The following is a 19884-nucleotide window of genomic DNA, read 5'->3' on the forward strand; positions in this document are numbered from 1 at the left end:
TCTGCCCGGGGTCCACCTGTCTGAGCAAAGCGAGTTTGGACCCCAGAATAAAAGACTCCAGATATCATGCCATGAATTTATAAAAGAGTTAATGCGTGGTATTTTTATTATCTATCTGTCCCGGACACTCCTTCGAGGATGCTGTCACTAGGATGGAGCGGGCAAGCTGATTCAATACAGCATCAAGGTCTGAGCCAGTCGTACATCTCCTGATACTTGTTAGCAGATACCTTCCAGCTAAAGTCTACAGCCATAGCTCTGTCGATCATCTTGTTCCATTCACGCTTGTTATCATAATACAGAGCCTCAGCAGATCTTACAGTCTGCATCATCTCATGCGCATTATAATTGGTGAAGGAGAAACCTGTACCTGTGCTTTCAAACTTGTTATACGGCTGAACCGTGTCCTTAAGACCACCTGTCTCACGTACTATAGGAAGTGTTCCATATCTAAGAGACATAAGCTGAGACAATCCGCAAGGCTCAAAGAGTGATGGCATCAGGAACGCATCGCTTGCTGCATAGATCTTGTGTGACAGGGCTTCTGAATAATAGATATTGGCAGAAACCTTATCTCCATACTTCCATGCATAATGACGGAACATATTCTCATACTGCTCTGTACCTGTACCAAGGATCACGAACTGAACAGCATCCTGACACATCTCATCCATAACACAGCTGATAAGATCGAATCCCTTCTGATCAGTAAGTCTTGATACGATACCGATCATCATGATCTTATCATCCTGCGCAAGACCAAGCTCTTTTTGCAGAGCACGCTTATTGCGAACCTTCTCTTTACGGAAGTTGATAGCATCATACTTATAATCGATATACTTGTCAGTTGATGGATTGAACTCATCATAATCGATACCGTTGACGATACCGCGAAGATCATTCTCTCTGGACTTAAGAAGTCCGTTAAGGCCCTCACCATAGAATTCAGACTTGATCTCTTCTGCGTATGTCTCTGATACAGTTGTGATGGCATCAGCATATACGATACCGCCCTTAAGAAGATCGGCATCTCCGAACATCTCAAGCTTGTCCGGTGTGAAGAAATAATCCGGAAGTCCAGTCAGATCCTTGACTACCTTCTTGTCCCATCTTCCCTGGAACTTAAGATTATGGATAGTCATGATAGTCTTCATGCTGCGATAGAATTCATTGGCCTGAAAACGTTCTTTAAGATATACAGGAACAAGGCCTGTCTGCCAGTCATGACAGTGAACGATATCAGGATGGAACTCTACAACAGGTAAAATAGAAAGAGCTGCCTTGGAGAAAAATGCGAACTTCTCAATTTCGAACTTAACATCATCTCCGTAAGGTTTGAAACCATTGAAATAATACTCATTATCGATGAAGTAATAGATGATACCATTAACTTCAGCTTTAAAAATTCCTACATATTCTCTTTTCCAGTGAAAATCCATATAGAAGTTTGTTACATACTCGAGCTTGTCTGCCATCTCCTTGGCCATACAAGCATACTTAGGCATTACAATCCTAACATCGAAATATCTGTGATCGATATTGCGAGGGAGAGAGCCTACAACGTCGGCAAGACCGCCTGTTTTGATGAAAGGAACTCCTTCAGATGCAACAAAAAGAATATTCTTCATGATTTTATGTTCTTCCTTTCCGATGATATCTCTTTTCTTTTATCTATAATATTATATCACACACCACTACAGGCCACAAAAAGATTCTTCTACTTATAGACAGATATGACCAATAGTCATACAATTGATATACAAGTATCCTGGATTTTTTTGTAAAAAGTACTTATTTATACCGAAAATCAAGGCGAAACATTCAGCATAAGCGCCAATATTCGCATTAACGCAGTAAACTTTTAACTATTATTTGTCTTTGGAATTAGCGCATATTGCTAGTTTTGCAAACGAATTGTACTACCACTGACCATCGTTCATTATATATTTTCTATACAATTATCAATATTACGTTTGTTTCGAAAATATAATTACGTTCGATTTCATTTTTTATTTTCTTTTTGTTCACATTTTGTTCACATCTTTCATATATCATAAAAGTATCGGAAGTGTTAATAAAATACTTCTGACTCCCCCAATAAAACTTTTTTCATACCGGGTCGTTCGGTTCCCCGCCGAGCGGCCCCTCCTCCCAAAAGAACAGCCGAAAGGCTTTTATTTTTTGCTTAATAGATTCCGGAGCCGAAAGGCTCTCTTTTTTTTGCCCCAAAATCATACAAAGGGTATTCGTCATCACTAAAGCCAGGCAGCACAAACAAGTGCGCACTGTCCTATGTACGCAAAAGACCGCGCAGGATACTCTCCTACACGGCCTTTCGTGTTGGTTAAAAACAAGTTACATGAAGTCGCGCTTCGCTAAAAGGAAGGGGCTTCTTCGAACGAACATAACAATTATGCAAGTAAAGCTCCAAGGTTCTTGCAAGATGAGATAGCTTCATCGTCAGGAGCATTGTTTGCAAGAACGCTGTCTGTTACAAGGTTAGCACCTGTAGCCTTAACATCTGCTTCCCAGAGGCGCATCCACTCGCCGTCTCCCCATCCGTATGATCCGAACAGGCCGATCTTTTTGCCTGAAAGAGCACTCTTAACGCTTTCATACATAGGCTCAAATTCGCTCTCTTCAAGCTGCTCTGCGCCCATTGCAGGACAGCCAAATGCTATTGCATCATATGCTGAAACATCATCCTTAGTAAACTGACCTGCAGGGATGATATTAACCTCTGCTCCGCTGCCTGTGGCACCATCTGAAACAGCCTGTGCCATAGCTGCTGTATTACCTGTTCCGCTCCAATAAACTACTGCTACTTTTGACATAACCCTATGTCTCCTTTCATTATTAGGTAAATTTGATTTGACTTATCTTTAGAAATTCACGCCCATTATGTGAATTTCAAGAGAAATTTTTATATCTTAACTGCGAGTTTGGAGAGCTTAGTCCCCCTCTTCCATTCTCTGCAATAGATATCTGTACATTTGTTAAAAGAGTCAAACATCTTCCTGGCAGCCTGCTCGTCGCCATAAACCTTCCAGGTTCCGACACATTTGCAGCCATCAGGATCTTCCATGAATCCCTTAACATCTTCCGGAGGATAACTTAGAAAAAGACCTATCTCATGAGGAAAAAATTCGCTGGACTTGCAGCTTCGAAGCCTTCTGATCAGTTCCATCATGCAAGATGAATAGTCGCATCTTGAGTACCCCGCTGCGTCCAGGATCTCCCAGGCCCTTTTGTCACTTAGATCTCTTTGAAGAAAAGAAGGTCTGAACATATATACAAGAACTCTTCCCTTGTGAAATCTAAGAGGGTACAGGCATATTCCCTTGGGAACCAGCTCATCATTTAGTACTCGTAGTTCATCCATGGTCTTTTGTCTGGACTCATATGGACAGGACATAAGATTCCCAGTCTTAAGCCCCGCAAGCGTAGGTGCCCCATAGTAGACAACTTCTTCTTCAGACATCTCTCCTCCTTATGTCATACGCCAGCCTATACTTTTAGTATATTGGGTCCTATCCCCTTTTTCTGCGTTAGCGACTGCTAATTAGCATTTGCTAACATATGGCGTAAAATGACGGCCGGAATGATAATATTCCGACCGTCTTTACAATACATCATTTTGAGAATGATTGTCAAGTTCATTTAGGTTTTAAAACTGTAAATATATAAAATCTCATGAATCCCAGATCTTATTACAGCATCTGCCTCTGGATCATCCTGACAAACTCGTGATTATTACGCGTATGTGAGAAGAGGTTGATGACCTGATCTACAGCATTATCCGCCTTAAGTCCATTGAAGCCCTTACGCATATGATTAACTGCTTCAAGTTCATCAGGCATAAGCAGAAGGTCTTCTCTTCTTGTAGAAGATTTCGGAATATTGATAGCAGGGAATATCCTTCTTTCCTGAAGTTTCCTGTCAAGGATCATCTCCATGTTACCTGTTCCCTTGAACTCTTCATATACTACATCATCCATCTTGGATCCGGTCTCTATAAGAGCTGTTGCAAGGATAGTAAGGCTTCCGCCCTCTCTCATATTTCTGGCTGCGCCAAAGAATCTCTTTGGCATATGAAGAGCTGCCGGATCAAGACCACCTGACAGAGTACGACCTGACGGCGGCACTACCTGATTGTAGGCTCTTGTAAGTCTTGTTATGGAGTCTATTAAGATCATAACATCTTTCTTGTGCTCTACAAGCCTTCTTGCACGCTCTATTGTCATCTCAGCAACCCTTGTATGATGCTCAGGAAGCTCATCAAATGTAGAATAGATAACTTCTGCGTTTTCACCCGTTATAGATTCCTTGATATCTGTAACTTCCTCAGGACGCTCATCTATCAAAAGAATAATAAGATGGATTTTAGGATAGTTTTTCTGGATAGACTTGGCTACGTCTTTTAACAAAGTTGTCTTACCGGCTTTAGGAGGAGATACTATCATACCACGCTGACCCTTACCGATAGGACATATAAGATCCATGATACGCATGGCGATACTACCGCCTTCACGCTCAAGATTAAGCTTCTCATTAGGGAAAATAGGTGTCATCTTTTGGAAGCTGGTCCTGGTAGCTGCCATCTCCGGAAGATATCCGTTAACAAGGCTTAGTTTGATCAAGGCTCCAAACTTATCATTGCCGGACTTCTCTCTTGCGATTCCTTCAAGGATATCACCTGTACGAAGTCCAAGTTTTCTAATGATAGCCGGTGCTACATATACATCATTTTCACCGGGGAGGTAATTCTCACATCTGATAAATCCGAATCCGTCAGGCATTACTTCAAGTATACCTGATGCAGGAACGCCGCTTACTTCCTGCTGCGTAGCCAGCTCTTCAGAAGGCTTATCTACAGGCTTATCTATAGGCTTATCAGAAGTTTTATCTACTGTATTATCTTTTCTATCTGTTTTGGATTCAGGTCTTGATTCCTGCCTTGCATCCTTAATAAATGTCTTCTTATTATCATGCCTTATATCATGTTTATTATCATGTCTTCTGTCACGACCATCGCCGTGTGCATGCCCTGCAGAAGCTCCCTGAGGCTTTGCAGGCGCTGCCCCGCTATCAGAAGAGGCATTATCTGATGCTCCCTTATCCGAAGATGGCTTGACAGCATCCCCATTATCAGACAACGTATTATCTGATACCTTCTTATCTGAAACATCCCGAGCCACAGATGCGCCAGATACAGCCTTGTTCCCAGTCTTAAGTTCCTTCTCATCAAGCTCTACCATAGCATCGATGATCTCAGATTTCTTAAGCGTAGTTACAGACTTGATCCCGCGTATCTTGGCCAGTGCGCGCAAATCTGACAATTTCAGAGTTTCATATCGCTCTCTCATAAATCTCCTTTTCCGTTTTTGATTAAGATTATTAGTCTGGATTTAATTCATGAAATATTTATATGAAAAAAAGTCTTCTCATGCTAATGATCTGTGGAATTCTAAAGTAAATGATTCTAGAAAAGCTCGATATACCTTGACTTTACGGCTAAAATCGATTGTTTTTAACAAAAAACACACATTTATCCAAATTTATTATCGGAATATAAGCAGGATTCATTAGTTTTTTCTCTTTGGGAATAAACACAGAATAAAATACCGTCTAAGCGCATATATAGCGCTTCATCATCACAAGGATCAATGATCAGCCCAAGATGTTGACGTTATTACATTTATTATGATATCACAATGCGTTCACAATGTGGATATAGAATATTAATTTTTTAGGTTCACCCTCACTTTAACGGGCCACCATCCCTGCAAAGACTTTGGAGATGTAGCCCTATCCAAGTGGGAAGTTCAAAAACTATATTTAATAATCAACTTCCATAAGGCACAATCCCTGCGCCTTGGCAGTAGGACCGGCAAGCTTTCTGTCCTTGGCTTCAAGAACTTCTCCGACCCTCTCTGGAGTCATCCTTCCAAAACCAACTTCAAGAAGAGTTCCTGACAAGATCCTCACCATATTCTGAAGGAATCCGTTACCATGAAAATACATCCTGATATATGGTCCTTCCTTCTCTATCTCAATAGAATCGACACATCTTACAGTAGATTTCCTCATACGAGGATTAGCACAAAAGCTCTTAAAATCATGAGTTCCTATAAGATATTCTGCTGCCTGTCTCATAGCCCTTACATCAGGCTCCTGATCCAGAACATTCACATATTTACGATCAAAAACAGGTTTACTGTCCCCGTAGTAACAGGTATATCTGTAAGTCTTACCAAGAGCATTGTATCTTGCATGAAACCTTTCAGATGCATCTTTTAAATCTTCAATAGCAATATCATCCGGAAGATATCTATTAAGATAGCTCTGAATATCTGCTGATGTCATATCCGTATCAAGATGAACATTGGCAACCTGGCCTATGGCATGAACACCTGCATCTGTACGACCGGAAGCTATGACTTTAACAGGCATGCTATTATCGTTATTATCCGCGGCATCTTCACCTGAGATCTTGCCAAGAGTTTTGAGAGAAGTTTTTTCGCTCGTTAAAGCACCTTTACCCATCTCATCTTCAAGCATCCTTCTAAGGACAGTCTCTATCTTACCTTCAATAGTCATCTCTACACCGGGCTGAGATTCCCATCCCTGAAATCTCGTACCGTCGTATCTTATTTTCATTTTAAAATTTCTTTTCATATAGTTCTTCCCTGTTCTATTTTGTATTTGGCATTCTTAATTGTATTAGGTATTCTTAAGTCTATTTCGGAATCTGATCATATGAATCCATCATCCTTAGCAACAAACTCATTCCACAAGGCTCATGCCGCTATCATAGCATCTGTCATGCAATGCATCGTAGAGCCACTTCTCCATGGATACGCCCTCAGCATTTGGAAGATGGAAGTTAAGGTTTCTGATGTTAGTATGGATCGTTCCGCCTTTCATCCCGCTCTTCATGACCATTTTGTTCTTAAAGTTATTAATATAAAAATGAAATTCAGGATTGATCTGCCTAAGCTGCGTCAGCATCACTTTCAACTGTTCATAGAACTCTGCCTGTATATCCTTGTCAGAAGCAAAGATCTTATTGGCTACATCATTGTAATAAGCGCTCAGAAGATAATCATGAGTTGACGACGAATACAGATATCTAAATCTGTCTCCGTATTTGTTATAAAGTCTTCTATACCAGTCAACTGTTATATTATCAGAAGTAATAGCCTGCCATAGCTCATCCGGAGCCTTCCAGATGTCTCTGGCAGTATCCCGCCATCCATCATACAGAAACTGTCCACTATCCGAAAGAACCGTGATATCCTCACACTTTGGATAATAGTCGTCCACGATCTCACCCGCAAGAGCAGGAACTGCAAAGGCACCTGCACTGTCTCCTGCTATCAGGAGCTTTTTGGGAGTCTTGAAGTATTTTTTTACCATTTCCATAGCACTTCTAAAATTAGTATACCCATGAAAATGGATCACATCATCAACGCCTTCACTATTCTTGAACTCATAATCGTTGTTGCCGACATGTAGATCTCCTGTAGCATAAGTTATGATGACCTGTGAGAAATTCTTGAACTTGTTTCTGGGATTTATATCTTCTGTGATGCCGGAACGGATATTCATGATCTGTGTAAAAGGTCTTAGATTGCTCCAGTAAAAATTGGGTATTCCGGCAGTAATAGTTCCTCCTGAAGAGGGTCTTGCAGCTGTATAGGAATTCCATGCAACTCCCCTCCTGACAGGAAAATAAGAAGGTTTTTGGGACTACCTTTTTTGATATAAATATAATATTCCGAACCATCTCCTGTAAGTCCCATGGGGATATCGACCCTGTACCAGGTGTTTATAGACGGCTCTTCATTGTCGCCAAGTTTTGCTACTCCCAGATGAGTATTGGCGATCATATCACTTACACTATTCTCAAAATAGTCACCAACGCGGTAGGCAAAAGCCAGTCCGCGTTTTAGATTATCACTGTTAGTCTGTTGTTTTTGTGGCATTTTCTAACCTCATGTCGTGAGCGAAGCGAGCGACTAATGGTTCAAATTGATGGAGCTCGCTACATCAATTTGGGTTTTAAAGTGGAACACTTTCAGGCCTAACCTCATGTCGCGAGTAAAACGAGCGGCTAATGGTTTCCTTACATATTCCAGAATTTGGCAGACGCATTCTTAAGGTCTCTGAACCTGAACAGAATGATTGCTGCAGCAAGTATCAGATATAGTGCAACACATATTACCGCAGGCCACATGAATATATTGGTCTCACGGATTATCGGTATGAGCTGGATCATAGCTACAACAAAGTCAAAAATAAGATAATTGACATAGTCTTCCAGATGGGCTCTTGTCACAATTCCTATCAGTATAGTAAAACACAAAAGTGCTATAAGAGTCATAGGTATCGTCCATGCTATATCCCAGCCGCGGTTTCCAAAAACGCGGTCCGTACAATAGGATATAAGCATCACCGCATAGGCTTCGAAAGTTACAAGCTTTAGTATATTGCCCCTGAGCATGATAGCTACTACCATATCAACCCATACTACAAAACTAGCAGTTATGACTACTCCCGGCCATGAAGAATCAGTATTGCCGATCTGATGAACCAGGATGAATCTTGCAGACAGCATTATGATAACGACTACTGCCAGAATAAATGTCAGTATTTTAAGAAGTGATACTCTTGAAACTCTTTTCTTAAGAACAGGATATGCAGGTGCCTCAGGTGTTCCTGTAAGGCGTCCCTGGCATAAGGGGCACTCTGTCTTATATCCTCTAACTTTGACTTTACATTTAGGACAGTATTGCATCAGACAGGTTCTCCTTCCATATCACCGTTTTCTTCTTCCGGTTTTTCAAACTTTACTTCTCTCTCCTGATTCTTCTCCCAGATCAGGACTGTATCAATATCCACATTGTGATCAGAGCTTGTGACTTCTACGTCTATTCCCATTTTTACAAGTCTTCTGAAGAAATGGAGCATGATCTCATGGGTTGTATATGCGCTGACTTCACCAAAGACCATCTTGTCCTTGAAGCTGGATACGCATATCTGTTCTGATATAGCAGTCATGAAGCATGAGAATCTGTCAATGTAGACCCCAACTTCCGGCGGCATGTCAATGTTACCAAGATTGGACATGGTACTTGTCACGCCCTTCTTGGCAACTCTGTTGATACCCTGAACAGTAAAATTCTTAATAAAAAGAGGGACAACTTTAACAGCTATATTGTGCTCTAAAGCTGCATATGAGTTCATGGTCATTGTGATCTTGTCTTTGGACAGCTGATCTGCAAATGACTGCTTGACATATTCTATGATCTCAGGAAGTTCCTCACCCTGCTTATACAGATCGTATACTATTGTGATAGTACCGTAGAAATTACGGGTTGTCTCTGACGGGAAATACTGCCTTAGGTTAACAGGTACGCTTACAACTATGGGCTTTTTCCTGTCGCGTACACTCATCTCATCAATAACAGCTGCTATATAAACAGATGTAGCCATGATACCTACTGAGGTATTGTACTCTTTTGCAAGCTTCTTGAACTGTGATACAGATACGCAGCCTTCTATGAGATGGGGCTGTCTGTCAGGGTCCGGATCACCCTTAAGAGAATATGCTCTCTTACTTGAAAGGGATTTGAGCTGCTTAAGTCCTACTGACCTTTGATAGAAGTGACGGAAGGCATCATCATCCTTCTCTTCCTTGGAAGATGTCTCTTCATTCCAGTCTGAAAGGTTAAGATTATACCTTTTGGATACATATACTGTAACCAGTTTTCTAAAGAAAATAAGCGCTCCTGTTCCATCCGCAAGGACATGGAACATCTCAAGATTGATACGATTCCTGTAATAAAATACTCTGTAAAGAAGTGTCTTTCTACCGGGGAAATAGATCTGTGAACATGGTGGAAGGTTCTCTTCCTCAACAAAAGGATGCAGATTATCACGGTGTTCGAGATAATACCAGAATAGTCCTTTTCTCAAAACACTGTTAAAATATGGGAACTCCTCTATTACTTCGTCAAGGGCTTCCTGCAGGATAGCAGGATTGACCAAGTCCTTAAGTTCGCAGCTTATTCTGAATACTCTTGTGTTGGCTCCCTGAACTGTTGACGGGATGATCTTGGCCGCATTGTCCAGCTGATACCATTTTCTATTTGTCTGTGCCATGTGTGCCTCGTACATCGGCAATAACTGCCGTTATTATTTATCATTTGGGTCTGGTCTTGTTTTAGACCAGGGGCTAATCTCTATACCTTGCCCCCTGTGGTGCCTTCATTTAGCCTTTGTATATCAATTTCAGATATATTGCCATCCTTACATTCAAAGCAAAAGAACTGACAGTTACCGACTTTGATATTCCAAAAATCAGATAGATCACTGCCTCTTAGATTAGTAAGAAGCGCTCTCATGCATGCACCATGCGTCTGTATCAGTATACAATCAGAAGGCTCATATTCTTTTTCCATATCTTTAAGATAAGAAATAAAATCTCCTGCTCTTCCAACTATACTGTCATAAGTCTCAACGCCTTTTTTAGGTTCGCAGTTAACGTATTCCTGCGGGTTTTCAAAAAGCTCTTTTTCCCTGGCCTTGACAATGTCATAGTCTGTGCCTTCAAGCTCTCCGAAATACATCTCCTTGATGCGCTCATCAACTACAAACTGTGATCTGTCAATCCCTGTTATAAGTTCTGCCGTCTCTATGGCTCTGTCAAGAGGACTTGAGTATACCTTTTTGATACTTATCCCCTCATTTTTAAGTCTAAGCCCTGCTTCACGAGCCTGATCTCTTCCGGTATCATCAAGGGGAATATCGGTAGCTCCCTGAAAGAGCCTTTCTTTATTCCACCTGGTCTCACCGTGTCTTACAAAATACCAATACATAACCTAACGTTTTCCTATCTATTATTTACTTATCAGATCTCTTCTACTATAACATCTCCTGATGCACGCCTTACAGCTTCTGCTGCCTGCACAAGGCTAAGGAACTTCTTGTTTCTTACAAGTTTGAGCTGCCTGTTGGCAAAGCGAAGCTGGATGCCATAATGGTTAAGGACAGGGCCTTCCTGCATGCTAACACGCTCTTCCATGATATCGGGATCCTGAAGATCCTTATCAATATATATGCGAAGAAGCGCAGCAATGCACCTTCCAAGAGCCATGGTACCGTCACTTCTTTGAACACTTACGGTATCTTCCGCTTCCATACTCCAGGAAGGAATATAATGACATATTCCGTAAGCACAGTCAATTTCTGTGATCCCACTATCGCCTTCAAAATGAACCCAGGCTATATTGTCTTCGATGAATATCTCTGACACATGCCTTATCTGTTCCCTGCAGGTAACGGATATATTTTCGCAATCCACAAGGGCTATCTGACAGTGGAGATTTTTCTTCCTGTCACGTGATGATATATCTGTACTGTCAAAAACATTGGATTCATGCTCTGCATCTTTGGAAGCAGTGCCGGATGAATCATTATCATCCACAGCTGTATAATCAGCACTCTCTTCTATAGAAGCTTCGGATGCGCTTATACTTTCTTTAATGTTTTTAATAGCATTACTATCTTTACTATTGTTTATATTATTACTACTTTTAATATCTTTGCCATCTTTATAATCTATATTGCCTTCTATCTCTTCAATCACAAACTTACCTGTCTGTAACTGCAGGCCTCTATCTGAGCCTTGACTGCCTGTAACTGCAGCATCTGCCTTCAAAGCATCTTCAATATCCTGATTATCATATGCCGCCTCAGCTTTAGAAGGCGAAGTAATATTCTTTTGTGATAGTCCCGGACGCACTCCCTCTATAAGTACAGGATTCCTAAAGCTTCCTGACCTGAAAAGGACATACCTTTCAGACGGATACTCAAAAGGCCCGGCCGAAGGCATCAAAGGTCTGTGATTACCGATAAAATCAGTATCAAAGACTATAACAGAGCCGTCCGGGTTTTCAAATCTCTGCTCTGGCTCAAAGGCAGTCCCAAGCTCTTTGGAAGTAAGTAGTCTTTTTTCTCCCCTTGGCATAAAAGCAAAGAGATTGGTCATAAATGCACACTCATTACCTTCATCTGATATCCTGAAGGTGACCTTGTGCTTGTTGTCAACATATGCATCCTTCTCCTTGGGAGATGGAAGAGCACCGTTAAAATAATAATTGCCTTCAAAATATACCGGCAGATGATCATAGTAAGCATCCTTATTGGAAGGTCTTGTCTTAAAACCTGACAGATACTCTTCCATAGACGGATAATCTTTGTATGCGATAGTGCCACAGGACAGAGCTGTCAACTTACCTATTGTAGCACTCTTTGATTCAAGATACACTTGAAGATCATCACGGACAGTTTTTTGAACGAATACATTATTACAAAATCTTGCATCACCATGAAGGATAGTCATAAATCCGGCTATCATAGTAGAGTGCGGCACGTGATAAGGAGTATACCTGTCTGTAGCAAATATATGCCCGCCATTATCAGTCCCTTTACCTACATAGGTAAAAGAACCTGCGATAAAGTTATGGACAAGGGCGATCCCCTGTGTTGACAGCCTGCAGGCAATATCTGATAACAAGAGGTTATTGTCTATAAGAGTCGGCCCATGAGATACCTCGACAAATATATCTTCGCCAAGAGATAGTCCGCTATCTATCTGTGTTCCCACAGGCGGGACATTATCATGAAAAAGGTTACCGGTAACTCTGGTACCCTGTGCCTGCCAGTCAAGCCACAGTCCCCGTATGCAGTGATCTATGCGATTACGTCTTATAAGAGTATCTATAGCCGCATGAAGCTTGATACCGCCAATTTCAGCACCTGCAAGGTTATTTTTACATCCTATATGATGGATATGATTGTCTTCAATTGTAGAAAAGATGCCGCCCATGTGGCCTACGATACCTGCCTGGCCACAGTCATGGATGTTACATCTTCTGATGATATGAGAACCTACTGTCTCCTTGTCCCAGCCTTCATTCAAGGCCTGACATACAGCATCCCTCTGGGTCTGTGTGCCGTCTTTGAGATAGGTAGTAGTCCATTTATTCTCATTAGCAGGCTGCAGATACTTGCCTAGCGAGATACCGCTGCACTTGGATTCAGTTATCTCGCAGTCTTCGATGATCCAGCCCTTGGACCAGTGGGGTCCCACCATTCCTTCCTGATGCGCAGTAGGAGGTGCCCAGTTGGTAGCTGCCTGACAGATTTTGAAACCAGAGAGCGTAATATATCCTATGCCTTCTTTGCTTGGATAAAAGCAGGTACTGCGAACACTGATCTCAACATTTTCTATATTAGGATCATAGCCTCTGAAATTGGCCTTAAATACAGTATAAAGTCCATCCCTCGACTGCTCGCAATACCAGACAAAGAGCGTATCACCCGGATTCCAGGAAGACTTCATGGTCACAGGCTTTTCAACTTCCTGATATGAAAAGACCTCGTACATGGACCTTCCGTTCAGGAACACGTCCCCAAGATGAGCCTTCTTCCTTACATCAAACCAGTCTCCTCTTACAAACTCAGTAAAGGGATTTCGCTCCGGGAAGACAGAATTAGGAACTTCGCATGACCATACGCTCTCAGATTCTCTTTTCCAAGGGCCGATCTTCTCTGCTCCTGTTATCACTGCGCCAAGATGACTTGAGCTTCTGTACACTATGGGCATACCTTCTTCGCCGCCTAAAGGCGGATCAACTCTCTCCCTGTATATGCCGGGAGAAACTATGATTTCATCACCGGGAAGTGCCACATTAGCAGCTTCCTGTATAGTTTTAAAAGGATGTTCTCTTGATCCGTCACCACCTGCAAAGTTGTTCTGTGCTACATAATAATACATAAGTCCACTTCCTCCCGTATAGGATCAGACAAGACCGTCATCTTACTCGCTGGCTTCTTCGCTATTCATCTGTTAATTCCTGGATATAAAATCAAAATTACATTTTTATATAGCGTAGTTACGCTCTCCAAAGATTCCTGTGCCGACACGAACAAATGTAGCACCCTCTTCTATGGCAACTTCATAGTCTCCTGTCATGCCCATAGACAGAGTATCCATAGGCTCTTTGGTAAGTTTCATCTCATTGGCCTTATTCAGAAGCTCTTTAAGCCCCCTGAAATACTGTCTGTTAGACTCAGGGTCCTCAGTATAAGGAGCGATAGTCATAAGGCCGCGGATACGCAGATGTTCAAAATCCTTGATGCTCTCTATAAAAGGAATGCACTCAGAAGGAGCAAGTCCGAACTTGGTATCCTCTCCTGCCATGTTGACTTCACATAATATGTCCATGACAATATCGTGCTTAGCTGCCTGCTTTTCAATCTCCTGAGCCAGCTTTAAGTTATCTACCGAATGGATCATATCTACCATTCCGGGCAGATATTTGACTTTATTGTTCTGAAGGTGTCCTATCATATGCCAGTGAACATCTTCCGTAATCTGGGAAGTCTTGTCACGAAGCTCCTGAACTTTGTTTTCTCCAAAGACAGTAGCTCCATGCGACATAGCTTCTCTGATATCAGATACAGGCTTGGTCTTACTTACAGCTATAAGTGTAACTGACTCTCTTGGCCTTTTAGCCCTGTCACAGGCAGCCTGGATCTTCTTTTCAACTTCATCTAAGTTCTCTGTGATATTACTCATGATATGCCTTTCATTTTTAGATTTTTACTTTTTATATTCTACCACACTGCCAGAATGCTTGCACCCTTCACATAAGGCAGCTGCGCGGCAGATACTATTTTTTTATTTGAAAAAATGTTCATTTCTTTTGACAGGTTACCCAAAAATTGTCATTTTTCAGTTTAATTTCAGATAAAGGTTGTACCATAAACTTGTTTTTGATAAAATAGATGGGCAGGTTTTTACCTGCCACTAAACTAAACAGACTGTCTAACCCCATTAAATACAAGGGCAGTCAGAAAGAGTCATGAATATGAAAAAAAGATTTGCTTCTCTTTTTGTAACAGGTCTTTGTGCCGCTATGGTCGTTGGATGTAGCTCTAATGATGCAGGCACACAGCCATCTACAATCGGTTCATCAGCTACAGCAGTTGAGACAACACCTTCTGATACTACAACAACAGATGCTACCACAGAAGATGTAAGTCAGGAAGTTACTACAACAACTGAAGTTCCTGAAGGAATGTACCTTAGCGAACTTACAGGCGAGCCTATCGACGAATCTCTAAAGGATCAGCGTCCTATCGCTGTTATGGTTGATAACGAGCTTACAGCACTTCCTCACTACGGAACAGCTGAAGCAGATATCGTTTACGAACTTATGAACAGCACTAAGAACAATCGTATCACACGTCTTATGTGCATCTTTAAGGACTGGGAGTCTATCGAACAGCTCGGAAGTATCAGAAGTACAAGACCTACTAACATCGTACTTGCTGCTGAGTTCAACGCAGTACTGTGCCACGATGGTGGTCCTTACTACAATGACAGCTACTTCAAGCAGGACCTGTTCGCAGATCACTTCTCAGGTATCTTCTCTCGTGTAAACAACGGTAAGTCCCGTGAGTTCACAGAGTATATCGTATCTGGAGATCTTGACAAGGCTTTCTCTAACTCAAGCATCTCTACTACTTACAACGAAAACCGTTTTGAAGATGGCGAAAAGTTCTATTTCACAGATTATGGTACAACAGTTGATCTTGCTGCAGAGGGAACAGAGGTTTCTGACGTAACAGAAGTTGTTCTTCCTTTCTATCACAACAGCTCAACTCTTAAGTACAACCCTGATACAGAGATGTATGAGTACTATGAGTATGGTGATGCTCACCTTGATGCAGAAGACAATGAGCCTCTTGCATTCGACAATGTAATCCTTCAGAACACAAGCCATTCACAGCTTGATGAGAACGGATACCTTGTTTACAACTATCTTGATAACGGTGATCAGTGCACAGGTTACTACCTTACAAAGGGTCAGTGCATCCCGATCTGGTGGATCAAGGGTTCACAGGAAGCTCTCACATACTACTTCACAGATTCTTCCTACTCACAGGAGCTTCAGATCAACACAGGTAAGACTTATGTTGCACTTGTTCCTCGTGATACATGGGACGAAGTTGAACTGAACAAGTAATTCAAAAATCCACACCTGCTTCTTCCAAGAAGCGGTGTGGATTTTTTTGCTATAACGGAAACATTGCGCCAAATCAGTGCAGTATCTCCAAAGGCTTTACAGGGTGTACGAAGGCACAAGGCGGGCAGTGTATAGATCATTTGTAATCTTTAATTGTTTTATAAATTCATGGCATGATATCTGTAGTTTTTTATTCTGGGGTCCAAACTCGCTTCGCTCAAACATGTGGACCCCGGGCAGAATAAAAACTCCATCTATCACGCTCATGAATTTTATAAAACAATTAAAAAGCTTACAAATGATCTATACACCGCCCGCCTTGTGCCTTCGTACACCCTGTAAAGTCTTTGGAGATACTGCACCTTAAGCTATCGCTTGTATAGCTGCATAGATGAGAAAAAGAAGCCGCTTCCAGGTAGATCATAGATGAAGATATAAGCAAATAGCCTCATATCAGTATTAAACTGATTGAAGCTATTTGTCTTCTGATACAGGAATAATGCGAACGATATCTTTAACATCGTAATACAAAAACCACACATAGATCATTTATAGTTCTGGTCGGGATATATTTGTAACGTTGTAGTCTATATTATCAATACCTTATTTTTTCTTGATTCTATGAAGCTGAGGTCTGAGAACAATCTGTGGTATTACTACGCCATCAGGTCTTTCTAGTATGTATTTTACAGCTTCTGCTACTTCTTTTGGATCAAGGCTCGCCTTGGCTGCATCATCCGCTTCAAAGTCGGCGTTTCTGTATAGGTTACTTCTTGTCATATCGGGCATGATGGTAGTGACTTTTACGCCGTACTTTCTGGCTTCATCGAATATGCTGTTGCCAAAGCTAAGGAGTCCTGCTTTTAACGCGCCATAAGCAGCTCCGTGGGGATTGGAGGATGATATGGCTGTTACAGATGCTATATCTATTATGGTTCCTTCATTCTTCTTAAGGTCTCTTAGAAGGATCTGTGTCAGGATCATTGGTGTTTCAAGATTGGTTCTGACCATCTTTCTGATCTTATCAGGGCTTATCTCTTCGTGGAGGCCGTAGTAAGCGCAGGCGGCATTATTGATAAGGATGTTTATATCATTTTCTTTCCTTATAGCCTTTACTTCCCTCACAAGGGCATCTGTATCTGTGATATCGCAGGCTATCTTTCTGAAGTTTGGGTTACTTATAAGTGTATCATCTGTCTTTGTAAAGTCTCTGCCTATTCCGTATACTATATAGCCTTCGCTGCATAGCATGAGAGCTATCTGTTCTCCTATGCCTGAGGATGCGCCTGTAAGGAGGACGACTTTATTGTTTAGATTTTCATCTTTAGTATTTATGTTATCTTCTCTATTATTTATGTATTCATCTTTATCATTTCTGCATTCTTCTCTATTATTGATGTTTGCATTTACATTATTCATGCTTAACCTCATGCCGCGAGCAAAACGAATTACTGATGGTTCAAATTGATGGAGCTCGCGGCATCAATTTGTTTTTTAATAATGGAACATTTTCAAACTTACGTCTCTTCCCACCTGAATATCTTAGCATCAGGGCAGATTTTTAAGATCTTACTTGTAAGAAAAGACTCCATCTCTTCTGTCAGTTTCTTTGGGTAGTGATAGTATCCTTCATCCAGAATATATGGATACTGCACCGCAGAAGATACCGGCATTACTTTTCTCATCTTCTTAAGATAAGCTTCTGATATTCTAAAACTTCCTACGCTGAAGTCTCTTACCTTAGTCATATCTATAGCTGTACTTACTTCTTCCAGCATATCGCTGTAAACTTGTTTCCAGTTTTTTCCAGGCATAGGGTTTTCATGACCACCCGGAATATAGATCATGGGATCAAAGCATAGTCTTACAGGCCATCCGGCTTCCAGATAATAAGCGGCAGCTTCAAGCCTTGCTGAAAGTCTTGCAGAGCCGTGCTCATACTGTTTAATGACAGGGTCTGGCGAAATAGTCCATGCGAATATAACTCTGTCACATGGCTCTATATCCAGGTCACCTCTTCCGCATTTGGTACGTATTTCAATTGTAAGATTTTCATGACTTTTAGTAAACTCTACCCATTTTGATACAAATCCCGTAAGGCTCTCAAGTGCCATAAGGTCTGTATCATAGGATACGCATAGATATACCGGGAACTTTGCAAGGAGCTCTTCTACTTCTTTGAAGATGTCTTCTATGTTCACGAATACAACAAGATTGGCAGAAGGATACATTCCTTTTAGGTAGCAATATTCGCAGTCGTACAGGCAGTTCATGATACATGACGTATAATAAAAATGGCTGTTGCCAAAATCCTGACACACAGGAGCTCCGTCATATACAAGGCGCCCTTTCTTGGATGCCAGTATCAGATTCCTTGCAAGGCGCTGAGCACTAAAATCCTGTCTTTTCCTGTTGAATACATCTTTGTAATGATCTATTACAATTACGCGTGAATCAGGAAAGTGACTCAGGATATTATCTGCTTTGCCATTACCTAATAATTCTTTTTCTACATATATATGCTTAAAAGCATTTTGAAAAATATCTTCTCCGTCCATATCCCCGGTCTCCACAAATCCAAAAACTCATAATCAATATGTTCCTTTATTGTACGAAAAAAGAGCTCCAAGCACAAGGTTTGAAGCTCCTTATAATATCAGTGTTTATGCGATCTGATGAGTCTGGTTTTGACTATCTTACAGCGATGATCTCCTCAGCCATGTCGAAAAGCTCATCAGCTCATTGACTGCATATACGGTCTGGCGCCGAAACATCACTCCGTAGCTTCAGTACTCCCATCTATATAAGATCTCACTTCTTCTAACACTTTAAGACCCTGGCGCTTATCTCTGCATGGAAGCTTGCCATCGTCATAGAGCTTCGTAAGAATCTTTTCACAGTCTATGCCGGCAATATCAGCATATCTAAGCAGCTGGTGTATCTGATGCTGCATGGTAAAAGAGGCATGGAGGTCTTCTATGAGACGATCTTGTATAGAAAGAAGCCCATCGCTTAGATCTGATACTGCCAGATTATCTGCAAGAAGTTCAAGAGCCTTCAGATATTCTACTACGTCATCCAGTGACTCCTGTGCTCTTGTTCTCACAATCTCTGGAGTGATCCTACCATCACCTTCATCTGTGATATATTTTAGGAAATGCATCTGATGAGGTCCTACAAAATGAGAAGCGGCCTCATATATAGCAGCTGCCTCCATGTCATATAAAAAGGGAACTGTTTTTTCTAAAAAAGATTCCTGCAAAGTTCGCCCCTCATTGTTAGAAACGAGGGATTCGCCTTTGCCATTTTCAAACTTCTTTTCATAGATCCTGCTGCCTGTTACTATCGTCGCTTCATCAAGGCTTGACTTAAGGAGCATATCAGGATAGAAGGTCCTGCCACTATCAATATTAACAATCTTGCTGCACAGGCAGATCCCGGACGGCTTTACATTACCATCAAGAAAAGCACAACTTCCGAAGTTAACTATTTGTATGTCATCAATATCAGTCTTATTTTCAGCTAGAGCGTAGGAAGCTGCAGTTGCAGCATTTATAGGCCCCGGGCCCGTAATATAAAGGCATATACTATTATCATTATTACAATACTTTTTATAAAATCTATCTGCCTTGTCCTGCTTCAAGGACAGCTTCTTTATGACAGGCTCCGCTTCAGGATACAGCGCACACAAAACAATAATCATATCATTATCCTTTTAAGTATTTTAACTCATACTTTAAGCTTTAATGATACTGCTCCATTCAAGCATAAAGTTTGAGTA

At 41.3% G+C, this 19884-nt stretch carries 16 protein-coding genes; 1 reads left to right on the top strand and 15 read right to left on the bottom strand.

What is annotated here, in order from left to right:
• Positions 1–182: 182 nt before the first annotated feature.
• The 12 genes from glgA to I7804_RS14290 all read right to left on the bottom strand — a co-directional run bounded on the left by glgA (position 183) and on the right by I7804_RS14290 (position 14650).
• Positions 183–1628, bottom strand: coding sequence for a glycogen synthase GlgA (gene glgA / locus I7804_RS14235; protein ID WP_022752583.1), 1446 nt, complete (start codon positions 1626–1628; stop codon positions 183–185).
• A 783-nt stretch (positions 1629–2411) separates the two neighbouring features.
• Entirely contained in the window at positions 2412–2834 is a 423-nt protein-coding gene (locus I7804_RS14240; protein ID WP_092040958.1) for a flavodoxin, read from the bottom strand.
• 89 nt (positions 2835–2923) lie between these two features.
• Positions 2924–3481 carry a DUF3793 family protein gene (locus I7804_RS14245; RefSeq protein ID WP_092040961.1) on the bottom strand — a complete coding sequence of 186 codons (558 nt, stop codon included), beginning with the start codon at positions 3479–3481 and terminating at the stop codon, positions 2924–2926.
• Between the two features lie 229 nt (positions 3482–3710).
• Positions 3711–5366, bottom strand: a complete 1656-nt coding sequence (gene rho / locus I7804_RS14250; RefSeq protein ID WP_248403961.1) for a transcription termination factor Rho — start codon at positions 5364–5366, stop codon at positions 3711–3713.
• A 472-nt stretch (positions 5367–5838) separates the two neighbouring features.
• Complete coding sequence (truA, locus tag I7804_RS14255) at positions 5839–6678, bottom strand: tRNA pseudouridine(38-40) synthase TruA (RefSeq protein WP_248403962.1); 840 nt, start codon at positions 6676–6678, stop codon at positions 5839–5841.
• Between the two features lie 108 nt (positions 6679–6786).
• Positions 6787–7611 (bottom strand): pectinacetylesterase family protein, encoded by an 825-nt coding sequence (locus I7804_RS14260; RefSeq protein ID WP_248403963.1) that lies wholly within the window; start codon positions 7609–7611, stop codon positions 6787–6789.
• 17 nt (positions 7612–7628) lie between these two features.
• A complete protein-coding gene (locus I7804_RS14265) occupies positions 7629–7988 on the bottom strand; it encodes a hypothetical protein (protein WP_248403964.1) in 360 nt (119 codons plus the stop codon).
• A gap of 140 nt (positions 7989–8128) precedes the next feature.
• Positions 8129–8800, bottom strand: a complete 672-nt coding sequence (locus I7804_RS14270) for a DUF6320 domain-containing protein (RefSeq protein WP_022752589.1) — start codon at positions 8798–8800, stop codon at positions 8129–8131.
• Complete coding sequence (locus I7804_RS14275) at positions 8800–10167, bottom strand: hypothetical protein (RefSeq protein ID WP_022752590.1); 1368 nt, start codon at positions 10165–10167, stop codon at positions 8800–8802. Before I7804_RS14275 ends, I7804_RS14270 begins: the two co-directional genes overlap by 1 nt.
• 80 nt (positions 10168–10247) lie before the next feature.
• A complete protein-coding gene (locus I7804_RS14280) occupies positions 10248–10883 on the bottom strand; it encodes a histidine phosphatase family protein (protein ID WP_022752591.1) in 636 nt (211 codons plus the stop codon).
• Between the two features lie 32 nt (positions 10884–10915).
• On the bottom strand, positions 10916–13846 hold the full coding sequence (locus I7804_RS14285) for a right-handed parallel beta-helix repeat-containing protein (protein ID WP_331477815.1): 2931 nt from the start codon (positions 13844–13846) through the stop codon (positions 10916–10918).
• 105 nt (positions 13847–13951) lie between these two features.
• On the bottom strand, positions 13952–14650 hold the full coding sequence (locus tag I7804_RS14290) for a YggS family pyridoxal phosphate-dependent enzyme (protein WP_022752592.1): 699 nt from the start codon (positions 14648–14650) through the stop codon (positions 13952–13954).
• A 292-nt stretch (positions 14651–14942) separates the two neighbouring features.
• Here I7804_RS14290 and I7804_RS14295 point away from each other — a divergent pair, with 292 nt between their 5' ends.
• Positions 14943–16103 (top strand): DUF3048 domain-containing protein, encoded by a 1161-nt coding sequence (locus tag I7804_RS14295; protein WP_022752593.1) that lies wholly within the window; start codon positions 14943–14945, stop codon positions 16101–16103.
• 603 nt (positions 16104–16706) lie between these two features.
• Here I7804_RS14295 and I7804_RS14300 read toward each other — a convergent pair.
• From I7804_RS14300 to I7804_RS14310, 3 genes are all read right to left on the bottom strand, one after another.
• Entirely contained in the window at positions 16707–17534 is an 828-nt protein-coding gene (locus tag I7804_RS14300) for an SDR family NAD(P)-dependent oxidoreductase (RefSeq protein WP_282570423.1), read from the bottom strand.
• An 86-nt stretch (positions 17535–17620) separates the two neighbouring features.
• Positions 17621–18661 (bottom strand): SPL family radical SAM protein, encoded by a 1041-nt coding sequence (locus I7804_RS14305; RefSeq protein WP_248403965.1) that lies wholly within the window; start codon positions 18659–18661, stop codon positions 17621–17623.
• Positions 18662–18876: 215 nt separating this feature from the next.
• Entirely contained in the window at positions 18877–19806 is a 930-nt protein-coding gene (locus tag I7804_RS14310; protein ID WP_248403966.1) for a hypothetical protein, read from the bottom strand.
• Positions 19807–19884 lie beyond the last annotated feature (78 nt).

Source organism: Butyrivibrio fibrisolvens (assembly GCF_023206215.1).
GTDB lineage: Bacteria > Bacillota > Clostridia > Lachnospirales > Lachnospiraceae > Butyrivibrio > Butyrivibrio fibrisolvens_C.

Coding starts and splice junctions, on each gene's coding strand:
- glgA (WP_022752583.1), bottom strand. CDS start 1,628: ATGAAGAATATTCTTTTTGTTGCATCTGAAGGAGTTCCTTTCATCAAA.
- I7804_RS14240 (WP_092040958.1), bottom strand. CDS start 2,834: ATGTCAAAAGTAGCAGTAGTTTATTGGAGCGGAACAGGTAATACAGCA.
- I7804_RS14245 (WP_092040961.1), bottom strand. CDS start 3,481: ATGTCTGAAGAAGAAGTTGTCTACTATGGGGCACCTACGCTTGCGGGG.
- rho (WP_248403961.1), bottom strand. CDS start 5,366: ATGAGAGAGCGATATGAAACTCTGAAATTGTCAGATTTGCGCGCACTG.
- truA (WP_248403962.1), bottom strand. CDS start 6,678: ATGAAAAGAAATTTTAAAATGAAAATAAGATACGACGGTACGAGATTT.
- I7804_RS14260 (WP_248403963.1), bottom strand. CDS start 7,611: ATGAATATCCGTTCCGGCATCACAGAAGATATAAATCCCAGAAACAAG.
- I7804_RS14265 (WP_248403964.1), bottom strand. CDS start 7,988: ATGCCACAAAAACAACAGACTAACAGTGATAATCTAAAACGCGGACTG.
- I7804_RS14270 (WP_022752589.1), bottom strand. CDS start 8,800: ATGCAATACTGTCCTAAATGTAAAGTCAAAGTTAGAGGATATAAGACA.
- I7804_RS14275 (WP_022752590.1), bottom strand. CDS start 10,167: ATGGCACAGACAAATAGAAAATGGTATCAGCTGGACAATGCGGCCAAG.
- I7804_RS14280 (WP_022752591.1), bottom strand. CDS start 10,883: ATGTATTGGTATTTTGTAAGACACGGTGAGACCAGGTGGAATAAAGAA.
- I7804_RS14285 (WP_331477815.1), bottom strand. CDS start 13,846: ATGTATTATTATGTAGCACAGAACAACTTTGCAGGTGGTGACGGATCA.
- I7804_RS14290 (WP_022752592.1), bottom strand. CDS start 14,650: ATGAGTAATATCACAGAGAACTTAGATGAAGTTGAAAAGAAGATCCAG.
- I7804_RS14295 (WP_022752593.1), top strand. CDS start 14,943: ATGAAAAAAAGATTTGCTTCTCTTTTTGTAACAGGTCTTTGTGCCGCT.
- I7804_RS14300 (WP_282570423.1), bottom strand. CDS start 17,534: ATGAGGTTAAGCATGAATAATGTAAATGCAAACATCAATAATAGAGAA.
- I7804_RS14305 (WP_248403965.1), bottom strand. CDS start 18,661: ATGGACGGAGAAGATATTTTTCAAAATGCTTTTAAGCATATATATGTA.
- I7804_RS14310 (WP_248403966.1), bottom strand. CDS start 19,806: ATGATTATTGTTTTGTGTGCGCTGTATCCTGAAGCGGAGCCTGTCATA.